Genomic DNA, 24,173 nt, shown 5'->3' on the forward strand with positions numbered 1-24,173 from the left:
GTCGACCGCCCCTTTCGTCGCGGAGTTCTGCGGCCGGAACCATAGTACGAGAGTCGCCGTAGTTTGACACTTCTCGTAGTACGAGGGTTATCGTACGAGCCGACCAGCGGTCCCGTGACGAATGGAGTCCGTCGTGAGCGCCCTCTTCGAGCCCCTCACCCTGCGCGAGCTGACCTTCCCGAACCGGGTGTGGATGGCCCCGATGTGCCAGTACTCGGCCGAGCCGGAGGGCCCGCCCGCCGGTGCCCCGCACGACTGGCACTTCGCGCACTACGCGGCGCGGTCCGCCGGCGGCACCGGGCTCATCCTCGTCGAGGCCACCGCGGTCTCGCCCGAGGGCCGGATCTCCCCGTACGACCTGGGCCTGTGGAACGACACCCAGGTGGACGCCTTCCGCCGGATCACCCGCTTCCTCGCCGCCCAGGGCACCGTACCGGGCATCCAGCTCGCGCACGCCGGCCGCAAAGCCTCCACCGACCAGCCCTGGAAGGGCGGCGCGCCCGTCGGACCGGAGGCGCACGGCTGGCAGCCGCTGGCCCCGAGCGCGGTGCCGTTCGACGGGCATCACCCCGTGCCCACCGAGCTGACCGTCGAGCGGATCCAGGAGATCGTCGGCCAGTTCGCCACGGCCGCGCGCCGGGCGCTCGCCGCGGGTTTCGAGGTCGCCGAGATCCACGGCGCCCACGGATACCTGATCAACCAGTTCCTCTCCCCCCACTCCAACCACCGCACCGACGCCTACGGCGGCTCGTACGAGAACCGCACCCGGTTCCCCCTCGAAGTCGTGGACGCCGTACGGGAGGTGTGGCCCGCGGACAAGCCGCTGTTCTTCCGCATCTCGGCGACCGACTGGCTGGAGGAAGACGGCTGGACCGCCGACGACACCGTCCGCTTCGCGCGCGATCTGCACGCGCACGGCATCGACCTGCTCGACGTCTCCACCGGCGGCCTCGCCGCCGGCGTGACCATCCCGACCGGTCCGGGCTACCAGGTGCCGTTCGCCACCCGGGTGAAGACCGAGACCCCGCTGCCGGCCGCCGCGGTGGGCCTGATCACCGAGGCCGCCCAGGCGGAGAAGATCCTCCTGAACGGCGAGGCCGACGCCGTCCTCCTCGGCCGGGAGCTGCTGCGCAACCCGTCCTGGGCCCGCCAGGCCGCCCGGGAACTGGGCGGGGAGGTCCGGGTACCGGACCAGTACCACCGGTCGGTCTGAACCGGCCCGGCCACGGAACCCGGGCCTCAGCCCGGCAGCAGGCGGACGATGGTCTGTTCCAGGCGGGGCAGGGTCCGCTGACCCGCCAGTGCCAGGGCGATCGCGGCCACGACACCGGCCCAGGCGACCGGGCCGAGCGGGGTGCAGCCGAAGGCACGGCTGATGCCGGGGGTCTGCACCACGGCCACCAGGGCGAGGGCGGAGCCCAGCGAGGTGACCTGCACCAGGCGGCTGTCGCGCCGGTCGAGCAGGGTCTGCACCAGCTGGGTGCCGACCACCCCGCACAGCGCCATGGTGCTGGAGCGGCGGGCGGTGCCCGGGGTGAAGCGGCCGAACAGCCAGGCCGTGACCGCCCCCAGGCAGGTGGTCAGGGCCCGGTGCCGGATCTGCCGCAGCAGCGGGTCGCCCAGGACCGCGGAGGCGTCCTCCGGCGACCCGCCCTGCGCGCGTAGCGTGGCCTGCGCGTCCTCCTTCTCCGTCACCGCAACCGCCATCGACGGGAACAGGTCGGTGAACAGGTTCACCATGAGCATCTGCCGGGTGGACAGCGGCGCCCGCCCGGACAGCAGCGTGCCGAGGAGGCCGAACCCGACCTCGCCCGCGTTGCCGCCGATCAGGATGGCGATCGCGTCGGCCACGCTGTGCCACAGGGCGCGGCCCTCACCGACCGCGTCGATCAGCACCGTCAGGTCGTCGTCGGTCAGCACGATGTCCGCGGCGTTGCGCGCGGCGGCCGACCCGCGCGCGTTGATGCCGACGCCGATGTCGGCGGCGCGGATCGCCGCGGCGTCGTTGGCGCCGTCGCCGACCATGCCGACCACCCGGCCCGCGTCCCTCAGCGCCTCCACGACCTGGAGCTTCTGTTCGGGCGCCACCCGGGCCACCACGCCCGCGTCGCGCAGCATCCGGGCCCGGGCCGCGCGATCCGACGCGGCCAGCTCGTCGCCGGTGACCACCACGGTGTCCTCGGGCCAGCCCAGCTCGGCGGCGATGGCCCGCGCGGTCTGCGGATGGTCCCCGGTGAGCATGACCGGTCGTACGCCCGCCCCGTTCAGCCCGGTCACGAGCGCCGTGGAGGTCTCGCGCGGTACGTCGGACAGCGCCAGCAGGCCGGTGAACTCCAGGTTCCGCAGCGCCTGTTCGAGGGCGTCGGACTCCTGCTCACCCTCGGCGAGCCGCCGTTCTGCCACCGCCAGCACCCGCAGGCCGCCCCCGGCCAGCGCGTGCGCGCCGTCGGAGGCGTGCTCCGGCAGCCCGGAGCAGGCGGGCAGCACGGTCTCCGGGGCGCCCTTGACCACGAGCACGGGCGGGCCGTCCCCGCTCCGGCCGACGGCGGCGGCGTACCCGCGCGCGGCCTCGAAGGGCAGCGCGGCGAGCTGGGTCCAGTCCGGGTCGGGGCCGGCGGCGGCCAGCACGGCCTCGTCGGTGGCGTGCACCGGCCGGTCGGAGCCGCCGTTGAGCTGCGGACAGGCCCGTGCGGCGGCCCGGATCGTCTCCTCGGAGCCGCGGTCGTCCACCGCGTGGACCGCGCCGTCGACGTCGGCGGTACGCACCAGGCGCAGCCGGTTCTCGGTGAGCGTGCCGGTCTTGTCGAAGCAGATGGTGTCCATACGGCCCAGCGCCTCCAGCGTGCGCGGAGTGCGGACCAGGACACCGCCCCGGCTCAGCCGCCGGGCGGCGGCCAGCTGGGCGACCGTCGCCACCAGCGGCAGCCCTTCCGGTACGGCGGCCACGGCCACCGCGACTCCACCGCTGACCGCCTCGCGGATCGGGGTGCCCCGCACCAGCGCGAGACCGGTGACGGCGGCGCCGCCGGCCAGCGTCAGCGGCAGCGCCTTGCGGGTGAGTTCCTGGAGCCTGGCCTGCACACCACCGGCCGGGGGCGTGCGCGCGGCGAGGTGGACGGCCCGGGCGGCCTCGGTGCGGTCGCCGGTGTCGACCACGACGGCCCGCGCCTCCCCCGCCACCACGGTCGTCCCCTCGAAGAGCATGCAGCGCCGGTCGGCCACCGGGGCGTGCGGGGTGGCGGCCGTCTGCTTCTCCACCGGCAGCGACTCGCCGGTCAGGGCGGACTCGTCCACCTCCAGGCCGTCCTGCCACAGCAGCCGGGCGTCGGCGGGCACCACGTCGTCCGCCTTGAGCTGGACCACGTCGCCCGGCCGGAGCTTGCCCGCCTCGACGGTGCGGGTGCCGCCGGCCGGGGCCTCGCCCTCCGGCGCTACCACGCGCGCCTTCTGCTTCTGCTCGGCGACCAGGCCGGACAGTGCCTGTTCGGCCCGCAGCCGCTGGATGCCGCCGACCAGCGCGTTCAGATCGAGTGCGCCGACGACGAGCAGTGCGTCCACGACGGAACCGAGGATCGCAGACGCCGCCGAACCGACCGCCAGTACCGGTGTGAGCGGGTCGTGCAGTTCCCCGCGGACGGCCCGGCCGAGCCGGTAGGACCAGCGGGCGGGGGCGGCTGCCGGATGCCGGGTGACGCCCTCGGCCGCCTTGCGTACGCGGGTGGTCAGCTGGTCGAACGGGCCGGTCTCGGCCGCCGGTTCGTGGGCCAGGCGGTCCCGGGCCTCGGCGGGGTCCAGCTCGTGCCAGTGCACCCGGGGCCGCGGATGCGGGGCGCGGGCCAGGGCCACGCCGAGCGCGGCCCGTGTGCCGGACAGCAGTGCCGTCGCGGCGCCGACGTCGACGGGGGCGTGCCTGAGCCCGGGCAGCATGGAGCGGCGCCCGCGGCCGCCGCCGGACTCGCCGATCGCCACCAGCAGTCCCGACAGCGCGGCACCGGAGCGGGCCAGGGTCTGGGCCCGTCGGCCCACCCCGCGGGCGGCCGGAATCGCGGTGAGCACCCGCCACACGTCCGGCAGCCCGTGCAGGGCGAGGATGTCCGCGCCCCACACGACCGCTCCGTCCCGGTCGGTCAGGGCCACCGCGACATCGGCGGCGCGCAGCGCGTCCAGGACGTGGTGTTCGTCGGCGCCGCGCACCCGGGCGACCACCAGCACGGCGCCCTCGTCACCGCGCGCCTCGTACACGACGTCGTCCAGCGGCCGGCGGGCGTCGACGACCTGGTCCGCGAGCCCCGTGAAGTCCTCCAGGGCCGGGTCGTCCACGAGCACGACCCGGAGTCCCGCCCGGCGGGCCGCGTCCAGCACCGGCTCGGCCCACGGGTCCGGCTCGCCGTCCTCGGTGCGCAGCGCGCCGGGGTGCAGGACGACCGTGCCGGCCATCTCCAGTTGGCGCAGCCGCTCCGGGGAGCGCACCAGCACCCCCGTACGCGCCAGTGCGGCGCTGAGCACGGCGTGAAAGGCGGCGGGGCCGTAGCGGGCGGCCTTCGGGGAACCGGCCAGCACCGCCTCCGCCGCCTCGGCGCCGTCGTGCTTGACCAGCAGGGTGGCGGCCGCGCCCAGCACACTGCCCGCGGAGGCGTGGGCCGCGTACTCCTGGGCCGGGGAGACGCGCAGCGGGGGACGCGGCGGGCCGTCCGCGGCGAGGCTGACCCGGTCGGGCGCGCACAGCCGGTCGTGCACCGCGTCGAAGGCGGCCGAACGCGCCACCGTCTCGGCCACCTGGCAAGCCCGCAGCGTGCCGTCGAGCACGAGCGAGGTGGGGGTCTGGCCGGCGCCGTGCGCGGCGGCGTTCGCACAGGCCAGCAGCAGGTCCATGCGGGAGTCGCCGAGCCGGGTGCGCAGCCAGGCGCGAAAGCGCGGGTTCTCCCGCAGCAGGGTCACGGCCGCGGTCACCATCCGCGGCGAGGGCGGCAGCCGCAGCGCGTACGCGGCCATGGCGACGCCGATTCCGACGCCGTCGGCGGCGAGCGTGGCCACCGCGCCGCGCACCCCGGCGGGGTCGGCCGGGTGTGTGGTCTCCTCCACGTCCCCGGCGGCCAGCACGAGTCCGTGCCGCTCGGCGAGGTCGGCCGCGTGTTCCAGGACCCGGTCGGCGGCCTCCTCACCGGTCGCGGTCACCACCAGGCGTGCGAGTCCCTCGTCCCAGTAGGCGACCAGGACGTCCGGGCGTTCGGCCAGTGTCTCGGCGACCCGGCGCGCGAGGTGTGCCGTTCCGCCCGCAAGCCGCACGCTTTCGTGCTCCACGGGCCGCAGGGCCAGATGCGCGCGGGCGCCGGACCGCCAGTGGTCGCCGGCGCCGGGCAGTGCGTTGCGGGCCACCCGGGCCACCCGGGCGGCGGCGTCCGCGCTGCGCACACCGGCACGCGCGGTTCCGGCGGCGGCACCGGCGGCCATGCCGACCGCCGGTGCCGCCGCCCGCGCGAGCAGCCGGGGCGCCGCGGGCAGCAGGCGGGCGGCGGCCGAGGGCACCGTCAGCAGACCGAGCACCAGGACCTCCCTAGAGCGAGGTGCGGTCGGGCCGCGCGGTCGGGCCGAGCGGACCGCTGGACGGCTTGCCCGCCGACGCGCGGACGCCGTGCGACTCTCCGGGCGGACCGGCTGCCCCGGCATGACCGGATGCCTCGGTGCCGCCCGGGGCCTCCGGGTGGCCGGCCGTTGCGCTGCCGGACCTGAGCGCCGCGGTGCCGAGGTCGTGGGCGGGTTCGGGGTGCTGTGCGGACTCTCCCTCCGCGTGCGGCGCGGGCCGGGGCTGGGTGAGCCAGGCCACCGCCGCGCCGGTCAGGGCGACGGGCCACTCCACGACGCCCGCGGCACCGAGCACCCCGGCCCCGGCATACACCGCCATGCGCCGTCCGCGCGGCGAGACCGCGCCGACCTTGTCCAGTGTGTCCTCGGCGGCCCGGCTCACCGTTCCGGCACCGGGCACCCTGCGCAGGACCGAGGCCGCGCCGCGCAGGGGCGCCGTGAGGACCGACGACGACTTCTGCTCAGCCATGACTCTCCTCGGGTGGATTCGTCCGACGTGCCCCACCGAGTGCCCACAACCGCACTGGTCATCCCCCTTTTTTCCAGGGAATGCCCTCCCTCCCCAGGGAACGGCAGGGCGCCCTCCGGCGCCACCCGCCCCGCGCACCCCGATCCGTCTCACGGGGTACGGCGGAACAGCCCCTCGGGCACGGCCGCGGCGAGCACCCGGTACCCCTCGGGGTTGAGGTGAAGCCAGTCCCCGGCGTGCAGCGCGGGCAGCAGCCGGTCCGGTGCCGCGGGGTCGCGTACCGCCCGGTCGAAGTCGATCACCGCGTCGAAGTGACCGGCGCCGCGGATCCAGGCGTTGACCCGCTGCCGGGATGCCTCCCGCTCCCCCGCCGGGTCGTCGTACAGGGTGCTGCCGCCGAACGGGGTGAGGGTCGCGCCGTAGACCCTGATGCCCTGGGCGTGGGCGCGGACGACGATCTGCCGGTACCCGGCGATCAGGTCGTCGGTGAGCGCGCGCTGTGCTTCGGGGGTGGGGGCGGCGGTGCCGATGTCGTTGACGCCCTCGAAGACGATCAGCCAGGCCACTCCGCTGCGGGCCAGGACGTCCCGGTCGAGACGGGCGAGCACGTTGGGGCCGAGTCCGTCGGCGAGGACGCGGTTGCCACCGGCCGCCTGGTTGAGGACGGCGGTGTCCGCGGTGGCGGGGTGGTTGTGGAGGCGGTCGAAGAACCGGTCGGGCCAGCGGTCGTTGCCGTTGGTCGTAGAGCCGCGTCCGTCGGTCAGCGAGTCGCCGACGACGGCCACCGCCTCGGTCCGCGCCGGTGCCAGTACCTCCACGTCACTGAGCAGGTACCAGTGGTCGACGGCGGTCGCGCCCGGGAGGTCCGGGTCGCGCGTGTGGTCGCCGTGCACGAGGTACGACGTGGTGCGCGAGCCGGGGTGGGAGGTGAGCGCGAGCGACGCCTGGCCGCGCGCCGTGTACGCCGTCACCGTCAGCTCGGATGCAGCGCGCAGCGGGAAGTCGAGCGGGTCGGAGACCAGCTGGGCGCCGACCGGGACGGTCGCGGCCTCCCGGCCCGCGAAGGTGACCCGGCGCAGGCTTCCGGGCTCGACCGCGCTGACGCCGGCCTTGCCGTCTCTGGGCAGGGCCACGGTGACGGCGGTGAGCGGCAGCGGGGTGTCGCCGTACGCGTTGGAGAAGCGCAGCCGGATGCGCGGACCTCCGGTGGTGACGCGCACGGTCTGCCGCAGGGTGGTGTCGACGAGCACCGAGTCCGCTCCGGTGTACGGCGCGGGCGGCAGGTTGGCGGGCTCGGTCAGCTGGGGCATCCCGGTCCAGGTGTTCACCCAGTGCCGGCCGGGGCCGGCAGCGGCGGTGGCGGGGGCGGGGGCGGCGGCCGGGGCGGTCCGTGTGACCAGTGCCGTGACCGCCGAGCCCGTCACGACGAGGGCGAGGACGAGGACGCAGATGCTGAGCAGGGTGGCGAACGGCGTTCTGCTGGACGGCTTCACGGGGGCCTTTCGGGATGCGGGAGGGGGACGACGGGTGCGGGGCCGGCCGATCCGTCAGCGGCGTTGCGGTCGCGGAGACAGCGGGCGCGGGGCTGTGCGGTGGGGTGCACACCGGACGGGCCCTGGTGGGCCGGTGTGCACCCCGCACCCGTCCCTCAACCGGCCGTGCAGGCAGTGCCGTTGAGGCTGAACGCGGCCGGTGCCGCTGTGTCGCCGGTGTGTGTGGCCTGGTAGCCGATGGTCACGCCGGCGCCGGGCGCGATGGTGGCGTTGTACGAGGCGTTCGTCGCCGTCACCGCGCCGGAGCGGGGGGTGTAGGTGGCGTTCCAGCCGTTGGTGATGGTCTGGCCGGCCGGCAGGGTGAAGCCGAGTCTCCAGCCGTTCACCGCGGTCCTGCCGGTGTTGGTGACGGTCACGGAGGCGGTCAGCCCGGTACTCCAGGCGTTGACGGCGACCGTCACCTTGCAGGTGTCGGCGGGAGGCTGCGGTGGGGTGCCGCCGCCGTCGACACCGAAGAAGGCGAGGGCCCGGGAGGCCATGCCCCGGCTGTAGAGGTTGTGGCCGACGCCCTGGAGGCTGATCGCCTCGACGGGAGCCCGGTCACCGGTGGCGCCGTATCGGGTGCGGGTCCAGCCGGAGACGGGGGTGTCGGTGGCGGCGGGGGTCTGGCTCAGGCCCAGCACGTTCGTCCACTGCTTGATCTCCTCCCCGAAGTTGGGGTAGCGCAGGGTGTCGTCCTCGGTGCCGTGCCACAGCTGCATGCGCGGGCGCGGACCGGTGTAGCCGGGGTAGGCGCTGCGCACCAGGCCGCCCCACTCCTGCGGGGTGTGGGTGACGGTGCCGGCGGAGCAGGCGCTGTTCCACTCCGAGCCGTCGGTGGTGGCGAAGCAGCCGAAGGGGACACCGGAGAAGGCCGCTCCCGCGGCGAACACGTCCGGGTAGTCGCCGAGCAGGACGTTGGTCATCATCGCGCCGGAGGAGATGCCGGTGACGAAGATCCGGCCGGTGTCGGCCGCGTAGGTACGGGTCGTCCAGTCGACCATGGACCGGATGCCGACCGGGTCGCTGCCGCCGTCGCGGTGGAGCGCCTGCGGGGAGGAGACGTCGAAGCACTTGCCGGCGCGGGTCACCGACGGGTACACGACGACGAACCCGTACTGGTCGGCCAGCGAGGCCCATTCGGTGCCGGAGTACATCGCGGAGGCGGAGCCGCCGCACCAGTGCACGGCCACCACGACCGGCGGGTGCGCGCTGACGTTGCCCGGTACGTAGAGGTACATCTGGAGATTGCTGGGGTTGGTGCCGAAGCCGGTGACCTCGGTGAGGGTGGCCGTGGGGACGGCCTCCGCCCGGGCCGCTGCCGGGGGCGCGGCGAGGGCCAGTGCCGCGAGGAGCGGCAGCAGGGCGCCCAGGACGGCGACAAGTGCCTTGTGAAGGCTGACTCTTGAGCGGTGCGGCGTGGGGGGCACGTCTCTTGTCCCTTCTGATCGCGACTCGTGCGGGGGCGTGCTGGGTGCGCATCGTGCGGGGAACAACGGGCATCGTGGCATGCGCACGCAATCCATGGAAGCGCTCCCACGCCACTTCTCACGACCCGGAACGGCTCTGCGTGACAGGTTGACTAGAAAGCGCTTGCGCTCTACGGTCCGTTCATCAGCGTGACCGAATGGCTCCCGAGTGGACCCTCTCGGCCACAAACCCCCCACATGCGTTCCACATGAAGTGCGTAGTTCACGTACATAACCCCTCCCCCCACAGAGAAGGGACGCACTCGCATGCAGGTACGAGGACTTTCAGCCGCGGCAGGTACAGCCGCGGCGCTGGCGACCGCCGCCGTACTCGCCTTACCGCAGCCGGCCGGCGCGGCCGACTCGGCCCCGGTCGGCTTCGGCGCCGGGGCGACCGGCGGCGGCAGCGCTTCGGCGGTGACCGTCTCCACCCTGGACGCCTTCAAGGCGGCCGTGACCGGCAGTTCGGCGAAGGTGGTGAAGGTGAGCGGCCTGATCACGCTGAGCGGACAGGTCGACATCGGCTCCAACACCACCGTGCTGGGCGTCGGTTCGTCCTCCGGCTTCACCGGCGGCGGACTGCGCCTGAAGAACGTCGGCAACGTCGTCCTGCGCAATCTGAACATCAGCAAGGCCGTCAAGACGGACGCGATCACCGTGCAGGGCTCCACGAAGGTCTGGATCGACCACAACTCCCTGTCCTCGGACCGCGATCACGGCAAGGACTACTACGACGGCCTGGTCGACATCACCCACGCCTCCGACCACGTCACGGTGTCCTGGAACGTCTTCAAGGACCACTACAAGGGCTCGCTGGTCGGGCACAGCGACAACAACGCGAGCGAGGACACCGGGCACCTGCGGGTGACGTACCACCACAACTGGTTCGACAACGTCAACTCCCGCATCCCCAGCCTGCGTTTCGGCACCGGGCACTTCTACGACAACTACGTCGTCGGCGCCGCGACCGCCGTGCACTCCCGCATGGGCGCGCAGATGCTCGTCGAGAACAACGTCTTCCGCGGCACCCAGGTCGCCGTCACCACCAGCCGGGACAGCGACGTGGACGGATACGCCAACCTGCGCGGCAACGACCTCGGCGGAGCCGCCACCGAGATCTCGCAGGTCGGCAGCTTCACCACCCCGCCGTACGGCTACACGGCCGAACCCGCCTCCGGTGTCGTCGCCTCGGTGACGTCGGGCGCGGGCGCGGGAAAGATCTGACCCCCACTCAGCGAAGGGCATCGGGACATGACCTCACGCACTCTGCTGGGCGGCCTCGCCACCTTCGGACTCACGCTTGGCATGATCATGACGTCGAGCGGGCCGGCGGGCGCGGCCACCTGGCCGACGCCCAACGGCAGCCAGGCGGTCTCCGCCACCATCTCCGTGTCCGGCACCAAGGACTACGGGATGAAGCGGCTCTACGGCACCGGCGACCTCGGCAGCGACAGCCAGGACGAGGATCAGGGCCCCATCCTGGAACTCGCCCCCGGCACGGTCCTCAAGAACGTCATCATCGGCTCCCCCGCAGCGGACGGCATCCACTGTCTCGGCAGCTGCACGCTCCAGAACGTGTGGTGGGAGGACGTCGGCGAGGACGCGGCCACCTTCCTCGGCTCCTCCTCGTCCAACGTCTACACCGTCAGCGGCGGCGGGGCGAAGGAGGCCGGCGACAAGGTGTTCCAGTTCAACGGCGCCGGCACGCTGAACGTCTCCGGCTTCGCGGTGAAGAACTTCGGCACGTTCGCCCGCTCCTGCGGCAACTGCAAGACGCAGTACAAGCGGACGATCAACCTCAGCGGCATCGAGGCCACCTACAAGGGCAGCAAGCTCGTCGGCATCAACACCAACTACGGCGACAGCGCGACCCTGCGGAACGTCACCATCATCGGGGACACCAGCAAGAAGATCGTTCCGTGCCAGAAGTACATCGGCAACAACACCGGCGCGGAGCCGACCACCAACGGATCGGGCCCGGACGGCACGTACTGCAAGTACTCCGGCTCGGACCTCACCTACAAGTGAGCACCGGCTGAGCACCCGGGAGCGGCCTCCCTCGCGCCGCCGCTCCCGGAGGGCCGTGCGGTCAGCGCTCCTCCTCCGGCGGCCCCAGCGCCGCGGCGAGTTCGCGCCGGTAGCCGGCGTAGGCCGTGCGCAGGGCCTCCCCGGGCCAGTCGGCGGGCAGCAGCACGGGTGGCAGCACGGGGTCGGTGAGCAGGTGGCGTACGGCCGCCGCGTAGGCCGTGAGCCGGCCGGCCGGGTGGTGGGCTCCGGTCGCGTGGGCGAGCAGGGAGCGGGCGGTGGCCGCCCAGTCGGCCAGCGGCCAGAGCCGGGCCGCCAGGTCGCGCGGGGGCTCGTCGGGGCGGGCGGTGTACGTCAGGGCCACCCGGTGCAGGCCGGCCGGCAGCGGACGGTCGAGGTTGGCCGGGCGCAGCCACACGCCCTCGCGGAGTTCGGCCAGGCGCAGGGCGGTCAGCCGGGCGCGCAGGTCGGCGCGCTCGGCGGGGCCGCGGCCGGTCGCAGTGATCACCACCATCTCCCAGTCGCCCTCCCACGCGCGCGTGCGGGGGTGCACGGCGTCGTCCTGGCGACGCTGCCGGGCGAGCAGCCGCTCGCTGAGCCGGTAGACGGCGTCGGTGCGCCGGAGGTCGCCGGCGGCCACCATCCGGCTCAGCGCGGCCCGCAGGGTGGAGCCGCCGACCCCGAACGGCTCCACCAGCCGGACCAGGTCCTTCACCGGCAGCTCGGGCGGATGCGCGCCGAGGAGCAGGCTCAGCACGACCGACCGGGCGGACAGCGGTCGCAGGCCGGCCGCCTCGGGCTGTGCGGGGACGTTCATGCGCATGGAGCCGTACTGTACGTGCGCGTTCTTGTTGCATCATTGCTACGGCCGCAGGGAGAGTGCAACATGCTCGTATGGTCTCGATTACCGCGCAGCCGCAGCTGTCGTCGCCGTCCCAGTCGTCGTACGCCACGCACGACGTCACCAACCAGGCCCCGCCGCTCGCGCCGTACGACGCCTCCGAGGACGCGGCGCTGCTGGAGGGGCTGCGCCGGGAGGGTGCCGGGTGGGCCGAGGAGGACGTCCGGCGGCTGGGGGCGCGCGCCGGCAGCGCGGAGGCCCAGGAGTGGGGCGAACTGGCGAACCGGCACGAGCCGGTGCTGCGCACCCACGACCGCTACGGCCGTCGCGTGGACGAGGTGGAGTTCCACCCCAGCTGGCACCACCTGATGCGGACGGCGGTCGCCGAGGGTCTGGCGGGCGCCCCGTGGGCCGACGACCGGCCGGGCGCGCATGTGGCCCGGACCGCGGGCGGCCTCGTCTGGGGCCACACGGAGGCCGGGCACGGCTGCCCCACCTCCATGACCTACGCCGCCGTACCCGCCCTGCGCGCACAACCGGATCTCGCCAAGGTCTACGAGCCGCTGCTCACCAGCCGGGAGTACGACCCCGAGCTGCGCGTCCCGACGGAGAAGCCGGGGCTGCTCGCCGGGATGGGCATGACCGAGAAACAGGGCGGCTCCGACGTCCGGACGAACACCACCGCGGCCACGCCCACCGGCGAGGCGGGCGTGTACACCCTGCGCGGGCACAAGTGGTTCACGTCGGCGCCGATGTGCGACGTCTTCCTGGTGCTCGCGCAGGCCCCGGGCGGGCTGTCGTGCTTCCTGGTGCCGCGCGTCCTGCCGGACGGCAGCCGCAACACCTTCCGGATCCAGCGGCTGAAGGACAAGCTGGGCAACCGGTCCAACGCCTCCTCGGAGCCGGAGTTCGACGGGACCGTGGCCTGGCTGGTGGGGCCGGAGGGGCGGGGCGTGAAGACCATCATCGAGATGGTCAACTGCACCCGGCTGGACTGTGTGATGTCCTCGGCGGCCCTGATGCGGAAGACGCTGGTCGAGGCGGGGCACCACGCCCGGCACCGCAGCGCGTTCGGCGCGCGGCTGATCGACCAGCCGCTGATGCGCAACGTCCTGGCCGATCTCGCGCTGGAGTCGGAGGCGGCGACGACGCTCACACTGCGGCTCGCCGGCGCGGCGGACCGCGCGGTGCGCGGGGACGCCGGGGAGCGGGCCTTCCGGCGCATCGCCACCGCCGTCGGCAAGTACTGGGTCACCAAGCGGGGGCCGGCCTTCACCGCCGAGGCCCTGGAATGCCTGGGTGGCAACGGGTACGTCGAGGAGTCCGGGATGCCCCGGCACTACCGGGAGGCCCCGCTGCTGTCGATCTGGGAGGGCTCCGGGAACGTCAACGCGCTCGACGTGCTGCGCGCGCTCGGCCGCGAAACGGACACGGCCGAGGCCCTGTTCGCCGAGCTCGCCCTCGCGCGCGGGGCGGACGCCCGGCTGGACGCGACCGTGGCCGCGCTCAGGGACCAGTTGGCCGAAACCGATCAGGTGGGCGCCCGTCGGCTGGTCGAGCGGATGGCACTCGCGCTCCAGGCGTCGCTGCTCGTCCGGCACGCTCCGCACCCGGTCGCGGACGCCTTCTGCGCGACCCGGCTGGGTGGCGACTGGGGTCACTCGTTCGGCACCCTGCCGGCCGGCACCGACCTCGGCGCCATCCTCGAACGCGCCCTGCCCGGCCGGAACTGACCCCTCCCACGCGCGTGTGCCGGCCACCGCGTCCCGTGGCCGGTGACCGCCGACGGATCGCACACAGTCAGGATCCGCTTCCGGACCGTTGTCAGTGCCGTGGTGCACACTCGCGATCAGGTGGCACTCGCCTGGGGAGGACAACGTGTTCACGGGGATCGACGAGGTCGACTGGGCCTCGCTGCGGCACGCGTACGGCAGTGCGGAGGACGTGCCCGGTTGGTTACGGGCGCTGGCGTCCACGGACACCGCCGAGCGGACGACCGCGCTCGACGGGATGTACGGCGCGGTGCACCACCAGGGGAGGGTGTACGACTCGACGCTGGCCTGCGTGCCCTTCCTGTTCGCGCTCGCGGCCCGCGAGGAGCTGCCCGACCGGGGCTGCATCGTGGAGCTGCTGGTCAGCATCGGCGGCGAGGGCACGGAGCGCGCGGAGCCGGGACAGGGGGCGGGTGCGGCGGCGGGCGCGGAGCCGGACCGGGAGGCACGGGCGGCGGTGTGTGCGGGCGCCGAGGCTTTCGCCGCCCTCGCCGGGGACCCGGACCCCGCGGTGCGCCAGGCGGCGGCCGGGGCCCTGGTGCGGTTCCTGGACGAGCCCGTGCGGGTGCTGGAACTGCTGCGGCAACGCCTGCGGGCCGAGCGGGACGGCCGCGTGCTGCTGGCCCTCACCGAGGCGCTCGGCCTGTTCGCGCACCGGTACCCCGCGCACGCCGACGGCGCGGTGGACCTCCTGACCGAACACAGCGCGCCGCCGTACGCGCCGGGGCTGCGGCTCGCGGCCCTCGGCCGGCTCGCGCTCCACGCGCCCGGTCGGCTGCCCGCCGACCTGGTGCCGACCGCGGTCCGGCTGCTGAGGGAGCGGTCGGCGCGCCGCATCCGCGCGCAGGACCCGTGCGGCACGGACACCCTGGTGGGCCGGATACGGCGGCTGCGCCCCTCCGACGAGGAGGGCGCGGTGCTGCTGCGCACCCTGCACAGCGCGCTCGGCGACCGGGTGGCCGACCGGATCGCCCTGCTCACCGGGCAGTTGACCAGTCCGGACCCGGTGGACCGGTGCAATGCCGTGTGGATGTCGGCGGGGCTGTTCCGCGGCTGGCGCGGGGAGTACGACGATCCTGTGCGGCTCATCGGCGCGCAGCTCGGCACCGACCAGGACCGGTTACGGGACGCGGCGGTCTCGGCGCTGGCGGAGCTGTTCGCCCTGGCCGCGCCCGCCGCGGACGACCTGCACGCGCTGGTGTCCGCCCGGCCCGACCTGTGGACCCACCGCTGGGAGCGCTGCCCGCCCACGCTGGGCGGTCCTCTCAAGGCGCTGGCCCGCAGCGGCGATCCCCGTGCGGTCCCGGCCCTCGCCCAGCTGCTGGCCGGCCCGGCCGCGCCGGTCGGGCTGGGCTGCGAAGTCGCGCACCTCGGCCGGGCCGCCGCCCCGCTGGCTCCCGCGTTACGCCACCGGCTGGGCCGGACACCGCTCACCTCCCCCGCCGCGTCGAGCCTCGCCGCCCCCCTGCTGTCGGCGATCAGGGCCGTCGGGGACACGGACGCCGTTCCGGAGCTGCTCCGGCTGCTCACGGGCGCTCCCGACGGCCTGGGTGCGCGGGAGGCGGTCGCCGGTCAGGTGATCGAGACGCTGGAGGAGCTGGGCGCCGCCGCACCGGCGACACCGCTGCTGCGCTCGCTGCTGCACACCCGGCACGCGGCCATCGCGGCGGGCGCGCTGTGGTCGGCGGACGGGGACGCCGCCGCCATACTGCCCGTCCTGCTGCGCGAGTTGACACAGGCCGCTCCCGGCGCCCGCCGCCGCGCCGCCGCTCAGCTCGGCAGGCTCGGTCCCGCCGCCCGCCCCGCGCTGCCCGAGCTGCACCGGCTCGCCCGGTCGGGGCCGGTGCGGGAGCGGATACCGGCCGCGTGCGCGCTGTGGCGCGTCGCCGGGGATCCCGACCCGGTCCGGCCCGTGTTCCAGGCCGCCTGGGCGGCGGACCCGCGCACCCGCGTGCCCATCGCCCGCTGCCTGCTCACGATGGGCCCGGCCGCCGCGCCGTTACGCGACCTGGTCACCGTGGAACTGACCCGCCCACGCCGCCACACGGCCCGCGCGGGCGCGTACGGCAGCCGTGACATCCGAACCGACGAGGAACTGCTCAGGCTGTGCCGGGAGGTGCTGGCGGGGCTCTAGCGAGGGCATGGGAGACCCGACCCGCCCCGGCTCATCGGGTCCGCGCCCGCCCGGCCACACAGGTGCCGATGGGCCGGGGCCGGATCCGCCGGTCCCTCCGACCGGCGACCGCCCGGTGCCGCAGGCCGTCCGAGAGCCGCACTTCAGCGGCTGCGGTCGGCGCCGCCCGGTGGGGGCGGATGCTCAGACCATGCGTCCCCACTGTGGGCCGAGTCGGGCCCACTCCGTGTCCCAGGCGTCCATGCGCCGGCGTTCCAGGCGGCCCCGCACGGCGAGGCCGCCGACGAACGGGACGGCGGCGGCGCTCACGCCGACCAGGGTGCCGATCAGCGCGGCCCGGAAAGCCGCTTCGGAGGCCGTCGCGGGACGAGCGACGAGGTGGCCCTGCGGATCGGTCCAGACGGTGACCGGCGTATCGGGCTTGCTGCCGGGTTCCACCCGGATCCGGCCGGTGCGGACCGAGCCGTCGGACACCATCCAGCGGACCTTCACCCAGACCCGTTCGCCGGAGGAGGCCTGGCCGCGGTGGGCGCGGGACGACCCCGTCACCTGCGCGACGACCCGGGCGACGGCGGGCCGCCGGCCGGCCCGTTCGCCGGCGAGTCCGTGCTCCACCGAGCGGGCTGCCAGAAGGCCGGCCAGCACTCCGGCCAGGACGGTCAGTGCAAAGGCGCCGAGCAGCACCCATGCCTCCACCACGTCGGCCCGGCGTTTGAGCGGGTTCCGCCGCCAGCGCCACAGCCACACCTTCGGACCACGGATCGCCTTCAAGGCATCCTCCTCACGAGCGCACCGACCGGCCGGACCGCCCTCCCATACGGGAGAGATCGCTCCGCTGCTCACGACGAGCCGTCTCCCCGACGGTCGCACGAGACATGCCTCTCGCGCAGGCACATGCCGCAACGCACCCCGCCGATCTCGCCGCATGCCGACGACACAGGCTGTGACCTGCGCGGAAGCGCGCTTCGGGGGAGAGTGTCAGTGGTGGGGTGCAGACTGGCCGGTATCTGACGACTACCCGGACGAAGGCGTCCCGGAGGTGATCGGCATGGCCGAGGTACTGCTCGCAGTGGGCACCCGCAAAGGCCTGTTCATCGGGCGGCAGCGGGGCAGCGGCCCCTGGCGGTTCGACGAGAGTCCGTATTTCAACGCGCAGGCGGTCTACTCGGTCGCGATCGACACCCGGGGCCCGCGGCCCCGGCTGCTGGCCGGCGGTGACAGCGCGCACTGGGGCCCGTCGGTGTTCCACTCCGACGACCTCGGCCGCACCTGGACCGAACCGTCCCAGCCCGCCGTCAGGTTCCCGAAGGACACCGGCGCTTCCCTGGAGCGCGTCTGGCAGCTGCACCCGTCCGCCGCGGAGCCGGACGTGGTGTACGCGGGCACGGAACCGGCCGCGCTGTACCGCTCGGCGGACCGCGGCGAGCACTTCGAGCTGGTCCGGCCGCTGTGGGAGCACCCGACCCGTTCCCAGTGGGTGCCCGGCGGAGGCGGTGAGGGCCTGCACACGGTGCTCACCGACGCGCGCGATCCGCGTGCCGTGACGGTGGCCGTCTCCGCGGCGGGGGTGTTCCGCACGACCGACGGCGGCGCGAGCTGGTCGCCGTCCAACTCCGGGGTGTCCGCGGTGTTCCTGCCGGATCCGGACCCGGAGTTCGGCCAGTGCGTGCACAAGATCGCCAGAGATTCGGGCAACCCCGACCGCTTGTACCTCCAGAACCACTGGGGGGTGTACCGCAGCGACGACGCGGGCGCGCACTGGACGGACATCGGCGAGGGCCTGCCGTCGACGTTCGGCTTCGCCGCGGCCACGCATCCGCGCCGGCCCGGCACGGTGTACGTCTTCCCGATCAACGCCGACGCGGACCGGGTGCCGGCCGGGCACCGCTGCCGGGTCTTCCGCACGCAGGACGCGGGCGCCACCTGGGAGCCGCTGTCCGAGGGGCTGCCGGAGGAGGCCCACTACGGCACGGTCCTGCGGGACGCCCTGTGCACGGACGACCGCGACCCCGCCGGGGTGTACTTCGGCAACCGCAACGGCGAGGTGTTCGCGTCGGCGGACGACGGGGACAGCTGGCAGCTGCTGGCCGCGCACCTGCCGGACGTGCTGTGCGTGCGGGCGGCGGTGGTCGGCTGACCACACGCACGGGCCGGCGACAGACAGGCGGACAGCCGACGGGCGCCACGGCAGGCAGGCGCCAAGGCAGAGAGGACAGGCGGAGGCCCGCAGCCAGACAAGCGGACGGGTCGCGGCCACGCACACAGGGCCACGGGGACACAGGGATACAGGCGGACAGACAAGCGCACAGGCCCGCCGGCAGACGGCCCGGCGAGCGGCCCGGGCGGTGAGACGCCTCCCCGTCGTGCTCCGGCCATCGGTTGATCGCCGATGGGTGTGCGGCAGTAGGGTGACGCCCGTGGCACCGAAACCCCTGCATGAAATCGTCGAAGCGGGCTGGGCGAGCGCCCTGGAGCCCGTCGCCGGACGCATCGCCGAGATGGGCGACTTCCTGCGCGCGGAGATCGCCGCGGGACGCACCTACCTCCCGGCCGGACCGAACGTCCTGCGGGCCTTCCAGCAACCCTTCGACGAGGTACGGGTCCTGATCGTAGGTCAGGACCCGTACCCGACTCCGGGGCACGCGGTGGGCCTGTCGTTCTCCGTCGGACCCGAGGTGCGCCCGCTGCCGCCCAGCCTGATCAACATCTTCCGCGAGCTGAACGACGACCTGGGGCTGCCGCAGCCGTCCACCGGCGACCTCACACCGTGGACCCAGCAGGGCGTGCTGCTGCTCAACAGGGCGCTGACCACCGCGCCGCGCAAACCCGGCGCACATCGCGGCAAGGGCTGGGAGGAGGTCACCGAGCAGGCGATCCGGGCCCTGGCGGCGCGCGGCAAGCCGCTGGTGTCCATCCTGTGGGGCCGTGACGCCCGCAACCTCCGTCCGCTGCTGGGCAGTCTTCCGGCGGTGGAGTCGGCGCACCCCTCGCCCATGTCGGCCGACCGCGGGTTCTTCGGCTCGCGCCCGTTCAGCCGGGCCAACGACCTGCTCATCCAGCAGGGCGGACAGCCGGTGGACTGGCGTCTGCCGTGACCGTTCCCGGGTATCTCGCCGTGGACTCCGGCGGCTCCGGCCTCCGGGTCGCCGTCGGAGTCCCGGGGCGGGAGCCCTCCGCCGAGCGGGAGATCCGGGTACCGGTCCGCACGGGTGCGCGGGGCATCGACCCCGCCCACCTGATGGAACAACTCGTCCCGGCGGCCCGTGCGCTGACCGCCGAGGCGGAGGTGGAGGGGCTGGGCACGGCCGTCGTCGGCGCCGCCGGGTTCGCCACCCTGGGCGAGGCTCTGCGCGCCGAACTGCCCGGCGCCCTGGCCCGGGAGCTGGGCGTGCGGAACGTGGCGCTCGCCGCCGACGCCGTCACCGCGTACGCCGGTGCCCTCGGGCCGCGTCCGGGCGCCGTCCTCGCCGCCGGCACCGGGCTGATCGCGGTCGGCACGGACCTGTCGGGCTGGCGGCGGGCCGACGGCTGGGGGCATCTGCTGGGCGACTGCGGCAGCGGTGCCTGGATCGGCCGGGCCGGTCTGGAGGCGGCACTGCGCGCCCACGACGGCCGGGACGGGGGCTCCGCACCCCTGCTGGCCCGCGCCGAGGAGCAGTTCGGCCCGGTGCGCGGACTGCCCGGGCTGCTCTACCCGCGCACCGACCGGGCCGCCGTACTGGCCTCCTTCGCGCCCGGGGTGGCCGCGTGCGCCGCGCACGACCCGGTCGCCGCGGGCATCCTGCGCGCCGCGGCCCGGCACATGGCGGACTCCGCCGCCGCCGTGTGCCCGGCGGACGGCGCGCCCGAAGTGGCGCTCACCGGCGGCCTGTTCAAGATGGGCGACCCCCTGCTCGTACCCGTGCGCGAGGAGCTGGCGCGCAGGCTGCCGCATGCCCGGCAGGTGCCGGCCGAGGGGGATCCGCTGCACGGTTCCGTTCGGATCGCGAGCGATCTGGCGGCGGGGCGGCTCACCCTGCCGGGTGAACCGGCGATGCTGTGCGTGTTCCGCATCGTGGGCGATTGACCGCCCCGCACCAGCGGTTCCGTCACGGTTCCCGGCCTATGCGCGTGGCATATGCCCGCAACGCGTGTCATCCGTGCGTAACTCATCAGACAAAACCGGACGGATACCGCTCACCTGCACCCTCCCCGAACGTCGGAGCCCATGAAACCAGTAACATGCGGCGCCATGAGCTCCCCCACTGGACCCGCGTCCGGCCTGCCCGTACGAATGCCGCGACCCCGCCAGCCCGGACGGCACCGCCGTCCGGAACCGCTGGTGGCTCCCGAGGGCGCGCCCGCGCTCGTCCTCGCGGTGCCCGGCGCGCCCAGCGCCGGCACGCGTAGCCTCGCCGAGGAGGTCGTGAGCATCGCCCGCTCCGAGCTGCCCGGCCTGGACGCCCGGATCGGGTTCCTGGACGGGGACGACACCGAGTTCCCCTCGCTCCGCTCTGTGCTGGCGCGTACCGCCGAGGAGCGCGCCGCCCGCTACGAGCTGGCCGTCGCCGCCGGGGTCGAGGGAGTCAAGGAGCCCGACGGCCCGGTCGCCGTCGTCGTCCCGCTGCTGGCCGGTCCGGACAGCGCGCTGCTGCGTCAGATCCGTCATGCCGTCATGGAGAGCCGGGTCGCCGCCGACCTGACCGATGTCCTCGGTCCGCACCCGCTGCTCGCCGAGGCGCTGCACGTGCGGCTGTCCGAGGCGGGTCTGGCCCGCGCCGACCGCGCCCGGCTGTTCACCGTGGCCACCGCCGCGGACGGCATCATCCTGGCCTCCGTGGGCGGCGAGGAGGCCGTGCAGGCGGCCGGTATCACCGGCATGCTGCTCGCCGCGCGCCTGGCCGTGCCGGTGATGGCGGCGGCCCTGGACCAGGAGGGTTCCATCTCCTCGGTGGCCGAGCAGCTGCGTTCCTCCGGCTCGCATCAGCTGGCGCTGGCGCCGTACCTGATCGGCCCGGAGATCGAGCCGGCGCTGCTGGCCGCCGCGGCGGAGGAGGCGGGCTGCTCCACGGCCGAGGCACTCGGTGCCTACCCGGCGATCGGCAAGCTCGCCCTCGCCAAGTACACGACGGCGCTGGGCATCGCCCCGCAGCAGCCGCAGGGCACACCGGTCCGCTGACCCCGGCATCTGTACGACACAGGGCCCGCTCCCGTCCGGGGCGGGCCCTTCGCCTTGCCGCGCCGCCTTGCCGAACCACCCCGCCTTGCCGCCGCTGCCGCCCCGCCTTGCCGAACCACCCCGCCTTGCCGCCGCTGCCGCCCCGCCTCGCCGAACCACCCCGCCTTGCCGCCGCGCCTTGCCGCCCCGCCTCGCCGAACCCTCTCGTCCAGCCTGCCCCCTGCTCAGCCGAAGACGACGCAGGAGGCCGCGGCCACCCGCACGGACCCGTCGTAGCGGGGTACGCCCGTCGCCTCGTCCACGGCGAACCAGGCGATGTCTCCGGAGCGCTCGTTGGCCGCGTAGAGGAAGCCGTCGTGCTGGGCCAGGGCGCGCGGCCAGCGTCCGCCGCAGGGCACCGTACCGGTCAGCCGGAGCCCGTCCGCCTCGACGGCGAGGACCGACAGGACGTCCTCGCCGCGGGTCGCGGTCCACACGAAACGGCCGTCGGGCGAGACGACGATCCCCGAGGGGTAGGCGTCGCCGGCCGGTGCGCCGCGCAGCACGGGAACCTCGGTCAGCGGCCGCAGGGAGCCGCCGTCGGCGTCCCAGCGGCACACGGTCACGGTGGGGGTCAGCTCGTTGACCACGTAGGCGTGCTCGCCGTCCGGATGAAAGGCCAGGTGGCGGGGGCCGGAGCCGGGGCGCAGGGCGATCTCGCGGTGCAGGGCGAGGCTGCCGTACGCGAGGGTGCAGACTCGCACCGAGTCCGTGCCGAGATCCACGCTGACGGCCCACCGGCCGCTGGGGTCGGGCTGCACCTGATGGGCGTGCGGGCCGCGCTGGCGCCGGTCGTGCGGTCCGGAGCCGGTGTGCTGCAGCCGTCCCGAGGGCTTGGCGGCGAGGGCGCCGTCCGGGCGCAGGGGTACCACCGTGACGCTGCCGCAGCCGTAGTTGGCGGTCAGCACATGCCCGGCGTGGAGGCTGAGGTGGGTGGGACCGCTGCCGTCCACCCGGACGGGCGCACCGGCGGATACCGGCCGGTCACCGGTGACGCGGTAGGCGGCGACGGCTCCCTCGGCCGTCTCGCTGACCGCGTAGAGCGTGTGCCCGTCCGGCGACAGGGCCAGGTAGGAGGGGTCGGGCACGTCGTTCACGGCGGAGACGAGAGCGAGGGCACCGCTGTCCGGCGCGACCTCCGCGGTCACCAGTCCGGGGCCGCCCGCCGCCGTGAACGACCCGATGTACGCCCGGCGCCTGCCCGTCCTGCCGTCCCGTGCCACCGCTGTCCCCTCTCGGTCGAGCCAGTCGAGCCAGTCCGGGCCCGACGGTAGCAGTCGGTCAGCCGAGGTCTAGACCAAGGAGCATGCGTGGCAGGACAGTTCATTCCGCGCAGTGCCCCTCGGCGGCCGGACAACGCCCACGGAGGCCGGACAGTGCCCCACGGAGGGCAGCACGCCTAAGGGGCCGGACAGCGCCGCGCGGGGCCGGACAGCGCCCGACAAAGGCGAGCGGCGCCCAGAAGAGGCGCGACAGCAGCCCACGAAATCGGAGAGCGCCCAAAGGGTGCCCGACACTGCCCGACGGAGCCCGGGCAGTGCTCCACGAAGCCGTGTGGTTCCGTTTCAGGCCCCGACCGGTCGGGAGCCCGACGGTGCGCGCAGGGGCTCGGCGAGATCGGCGAGGGCGCGCTCCAGGCCGTGCAGATGGGCCAGGGCGGGTTCCACGGGCGGTTCGGCGGGGCGGTGCAGCGGCTCGGCGCGGCCCGCGGTGAGGGCCTCGACGGCGGCCTCCACGCGCCAGCAGGCGGCGGCCAGCCGGGCGTCGTGGGAGGCCTCGGGGTCGGCGGCGACGGCCACCAGCCCCCGGATCTCCCGGGCGCAGTCGTCGAGCAGGGCCAGGACCCGGCGGGCCCGCGCCTTGCGGGCCGGCATCGGGTTGAGCGGGTGGACCAGCGGGGCCACCGAGAGCCGGACCCGGCCGAGCAGCTGCTCCAGTTCGGCCACGCGGGGCGCGGGGTCGGCCGTGGCGGAGCCGGCGAGGCGGGCCGCGGCCTCGGCCGTGCAGGCGTGCACGCAGCGCAGGGCCCGCTGGATCCAGGCGTCGGTGGTGGCGTGCGTGGTGACCGGCAGCACGCACGCGACCGCGAGCGCGGCGCCGAGCGCGCCGATGCCGGTCTCTGCGAGCCGCAGCGCGAGGAGTCCGGGGCTGAGGACGCCGAGCAGGCCGTAGAGGAGTTCGGCGAGCAGGGTCACCCAGAGCATCATCCAGGTGTAGGAGACGGCGGCCGTATAGAAGATGCCGAAGACGGCGACCGCGACGAGGACGGCCGTCGGGAGGGGCGCGCCGTGCACGGGGACGGTGACGAGGAAGCCCAGGCAGATGCCGATCACCGTGCCGAGGACCCGGCGGAAGCCACGGACCAGCGTCTCGCCGCGGGAGGCGGTGTTCACGAAGATCCACCAGGTGGCGCCGACGGCCCAGTACCAGCGCTGTCCCGACACCAGCTGCCCCACGACGAGCGCGAACCCGGCGCCCGCGGTCGCCTGGACCGCCTGCCGCGTGGTCACCCGGGCCAGTCCGGTTCCCGGGGGCGGGGCGGGTACGGGGGCCGGGGGGAGCCGGCGCTCATAGCACCACACACCGAACCGCACCGCGGCCGCGCTGAGCACGGAGAGCAGGACGGCGGCGTACAGCTCGGGCAGCCGGGCCGGTGTGGCGTGCAGGAACTGGGCGACGAAGAAGGTCATGAAGGCGAACACGCCGAGGCTGTGGCCGCGCGGGCCCCAGCGGCGGGCGTACACGCCGGCGCCGACGACGGCCAGGAAGGTGAGGTCGCGCGCGACGGGGTGATCGTGCAGTTCGGCGGCGGCGGCGAGCACCGGCACTCCGACGGCGGGCAGCAGGGCGGTGGTGACCGCCTGGCCGCGCACGGTCGGGTCGGTGACGGTGAACAGGGCGAGCAGCGCGGCGAGGCCGCCGGTGACCGCACCGGCGAGGGAGTGTCCGGCCAGGAGGCAGACCGTGACCGCCAGCCCGATGCCGAGGACGGCCCGCGCGGCGAAGCGCAACCGCGCTCGCCCCGGGTCCGGAGCCACGAACATCCTCTTCAGCACTGCTGCCCTCCTCTGACACACCGGCACAGAAAAGGCGCCGCGGGGATCCGCAGCGCCATCGACCTCTCCATGAGAGCATCCCCGAGGTCACTGGC

General features: G+C 74.6%; 17 protein-coding genes. 9 read left to right on the forward strand and 8 right to left on the reverse strand.

Annotation, left to right across the window (positions count from 1 at the left end):
* Positions 1–133: 133 nt before the first annotated feature.
* A complete protein-coding gene (locus ACZ7DL_RS24710; RefSeq protein ID WP_470777101.1) occupies positions 134–1,213 on the forward strand; it encodes an NADH:flavin oxidoreductase/NADH oxidase in 1,080 nt (359 codons plus the stop codon).
* 26 nt (positions 1,214–1,239) lie between these two features.
* Here the strand turns inward: ACZ7DL_RS24710 and ACZ7DL_RS24715 are convergent, their stop codons facing one another.
* The 4 genes from ACZ7DL_RS24715 to ACZ7DL_RS24730 all read right to left on the reverse strand — a co-directional run bounded on the left by ACZ7DL_RS24715 (position 1,240) and on the right by ACZ7DL_RS24730 (position 9,014).
* A complete protein-coding gene (locus ACZ7DL_RS24715) occupies positions 1,240–5,547 on the reverse strand; it encodes an HAD-IC family P-type ATPase (protein ID WP_470777278.1) in 4,308 nt (1,435 codons plus the stop codon).
* 7 nt (positions 5,548–5,554) lie between these two features.
* Complete coding sequence (locus ACZ7DL_RS24720; protein WP_470777103.1) at positions 5,555–6,052, reverse strand: hypothetical protein; 498 nt, start codon at positions 6,050–6,052, stop codon at positions 5,555–5,557.
* 149 nt (positions 6,053–6,201) lie between these two features.
* Positions 6,202–7,545 (reverse strand): SGNH/GDSL hydrolase family protein, encoded by a 1,344-nt coding sequence (locus tag ACZ7DL_RS24725; RefSeq protein WP_470777105.1) that lies wholly within the window; start codon positions 7,543–7,545, stop codon positions 6,202–6,204.
* Positions 7,546–7,700: 155 nt separating this feature from the next.
* The gene (locus ACZ7DL_RS24730) at positions 7,701–9,014 is read right to left on the reverse strand and encodes an extracellular catalytic domain type 1 short-chain-length polyhydroxyalkanoate depolymerase (protein ID WP_470777108.1); all 1,314 of its coding nucleotides are present in this window, start codon (positions 9,012–9,014) and stop codon (positions 7,701–7,703) included.
* Positions 9,015–9,320: 306 nt separating this feature from the next.
* Here ACZ7DL_RS24730 and ACZ7DL_RS24735 point away from each other — a divergent pair, with 306 nt between their 5' ends.
* Together ACZ7DL_RS24735 and ACZ7DL_RS24740 are read left to right on the forward strand one after the other, a co-directional pair.
* Positions 9,321–10,277: a pectate lyase family protein gene (locus ACZ7DL_RS24735; RefSeq protein WP_470777110.1), complete on the forward strand. Its 957-nt coding sequence runs from the start codon at positions 9,321–9,323 to the stop codon at positions 10,275–10,277.
* A gap of 27 nt (positions 10,278–10,304) precedes the next feature.
* Complete coding sequence (locus ACZ7DL_RS24740; protein WP_470777112.1) at positions 10,305–11,081, forward strand: pectate lyase; 777 nt, start codon at positions 10,305–10,307, stop codon at positions 11,079–11,081.
* A 61-nt stretch (positions 11,082–11,142) separates the two neighbouring features.
* Here the strand turns inward: ACZ7DL_RS24740 and ACZ7DL_RS24745 are convergent, their stop codons facing one another.
* The gene (locus ACZ7DL_RS24745; protein WP_470777114.1) at positions 11,143–11,901 is read right to left on the reverse strand and encodes a PaaX family transcriptional regulator C-terminal domain-containing protein; all 759 of its coding nucleotides are present in this window, start codon (positions 11,899–11,901) and stop codon (positions 11,143–11,145) included.
* 71 nt (positions 11,902–11,972) lie between these two features.
* Between ACZ7DL_RS24745 and ACZ7DL_RS24750 the strand changes: the two genes are divergently transcribed.
* Together ACZ7DL_RS24750 and ACZ7DL_RS24755 are read left to right on the forward strand one after the other, a co-directional pair.
* The gene (locus ACZ7DL_RS24750; protein WP_470777115.1) at positions 11,973–13,652 is read left to right on the forward strand and encodes a DNA alkylation response protein; all 1,680 of its coding nucleotides are present in this window, start codon (positions 11,973–11,975) and stop codon (positions 13,650–13,652) included.
* Between the two features lie 145 nt (positions 13,653–13,797).
* Positions 13,798–15,825, forward strand: coding sequence for a HEAT repeat domain-containing protein (locus tag ACZ7DL_RS24755; RefSeq protein WP_470777117.1), 2,028 nt, complete (start codon positions 13,798–13,800; stop codon positions 15,823–15,825).
* A 183-nt stretch (positions 15,826–16,008) separates the two neighbouring features.
* Here ACZ7DL_RS24755 and ACZ7DL_RS24760 read toward each other — a convergent pair whose 3' ends face one another.
* Positions 16,009–16,596, reverse strand: coding sequence for an Rv1733c family protein (locus tag ACZ7DL_RS24760; RefSeq protein WP_470777119.1), 588 nt, complete (start codon positions 16,594–16,596; stop codon positions 16,009–16,011).
* A 277-nt stretch (positions 16,597–16,873) separates the two neighbouring features.
* Here ACZ7DL_RS24760 and ACZ7DL_RS24765 point away from each other — a divergent pair, with 277 nt between their 5' ends.
* From ACZ7DL_RS24765 to ACZ7DL_RS24780, 4 genes are all read left to right on the forward strand, one after another.
* Positions 16,874–17,962: a WD40/YVTN/BNR-like repeat-containing protein gene (locus tag ACZ7DL_RS24765; RefSeq protein ID WP_470777120.1), complete on the forward strand. Its 1,089-nt coding sequence runs from the start codon at positions 16,874–16,876 to the stop codon at positions 17,960–17,962.
* Between the two features lie 280 nt (positions 17,963–18,242).
* Entirely contained in the window at positions 18,243–18,920 is a 678-nt protein-coding gene (locus tag ACZ7DL_RS24770; RefSeq protein ID WP_470777122.1) for a uracil-DNA glycosylase, read from the forward strand.
* On the forward strand, positions 18,917–19,891 hold the full coding sequence (locus tag ACZ7DL_RS24775; protein ID WP_470777124.1) for an N-acetylglucosamine kinase: 975 nt from the start codon (positions 18,917–18,919) through the stop codon (positions 19,889–19,891). The genes ACZ7DL_RS24770 and ACZ7DL_RS24775 overlap by 4 nt, the downstream gene beginning before the upstream one ends.
* A gap of 165 nt (positions 19,892–20,056) precedes the next feature.
* Positions 20,057–20,983 carry a sirohydrochlorin chelatase gene (locus tag ACZ7DL_RS24780; RefSeq protein WP_470777127.1) on the forward strand — a complete coding sequence of 309 codons (927 nt, stop codon included), beginning with the start codon at positions 20,057–20,059 and terminating at the stop codon, positions 20,981–20,983.
* 224 nt (positions 20,984–21,207) lie between these two features.
* Here ACZ7DL_RS24780 and ACZ7DL_RS24785 read toward each other — a convergent pair whose 3' ends face one another.
* The gene (locus tag ACZ7DL_RS24785) at positions 21,208–22,245 is read right to left on the reverse strand and encodes a lactonase family protein (RefSeq protein WP_470777129.1); all 1,038 of its coding nucleotides are present in this window, start codon (positions 22,243–22,245) and stop codon (positions 21,208–21,210) included.
* Positions 22,246–22,587: 342 nt separating this feature from the next.
* Positions 22,588–24,078, reverse strand: coding sequence for an FUSC family protein (locus tag ACZ7DL_RS24790; RefSeq protein WP_470777131.1), 1,491 nt, complete (start codon positions 24,076–24,078; stop codon positions 22,588–22,590).
* Positions 24,079–24,173 lie beyond the last annotated feature (95 nt).

This window comes from Streptomyces sp. NPDC036984, assembly GCF_055607665.1.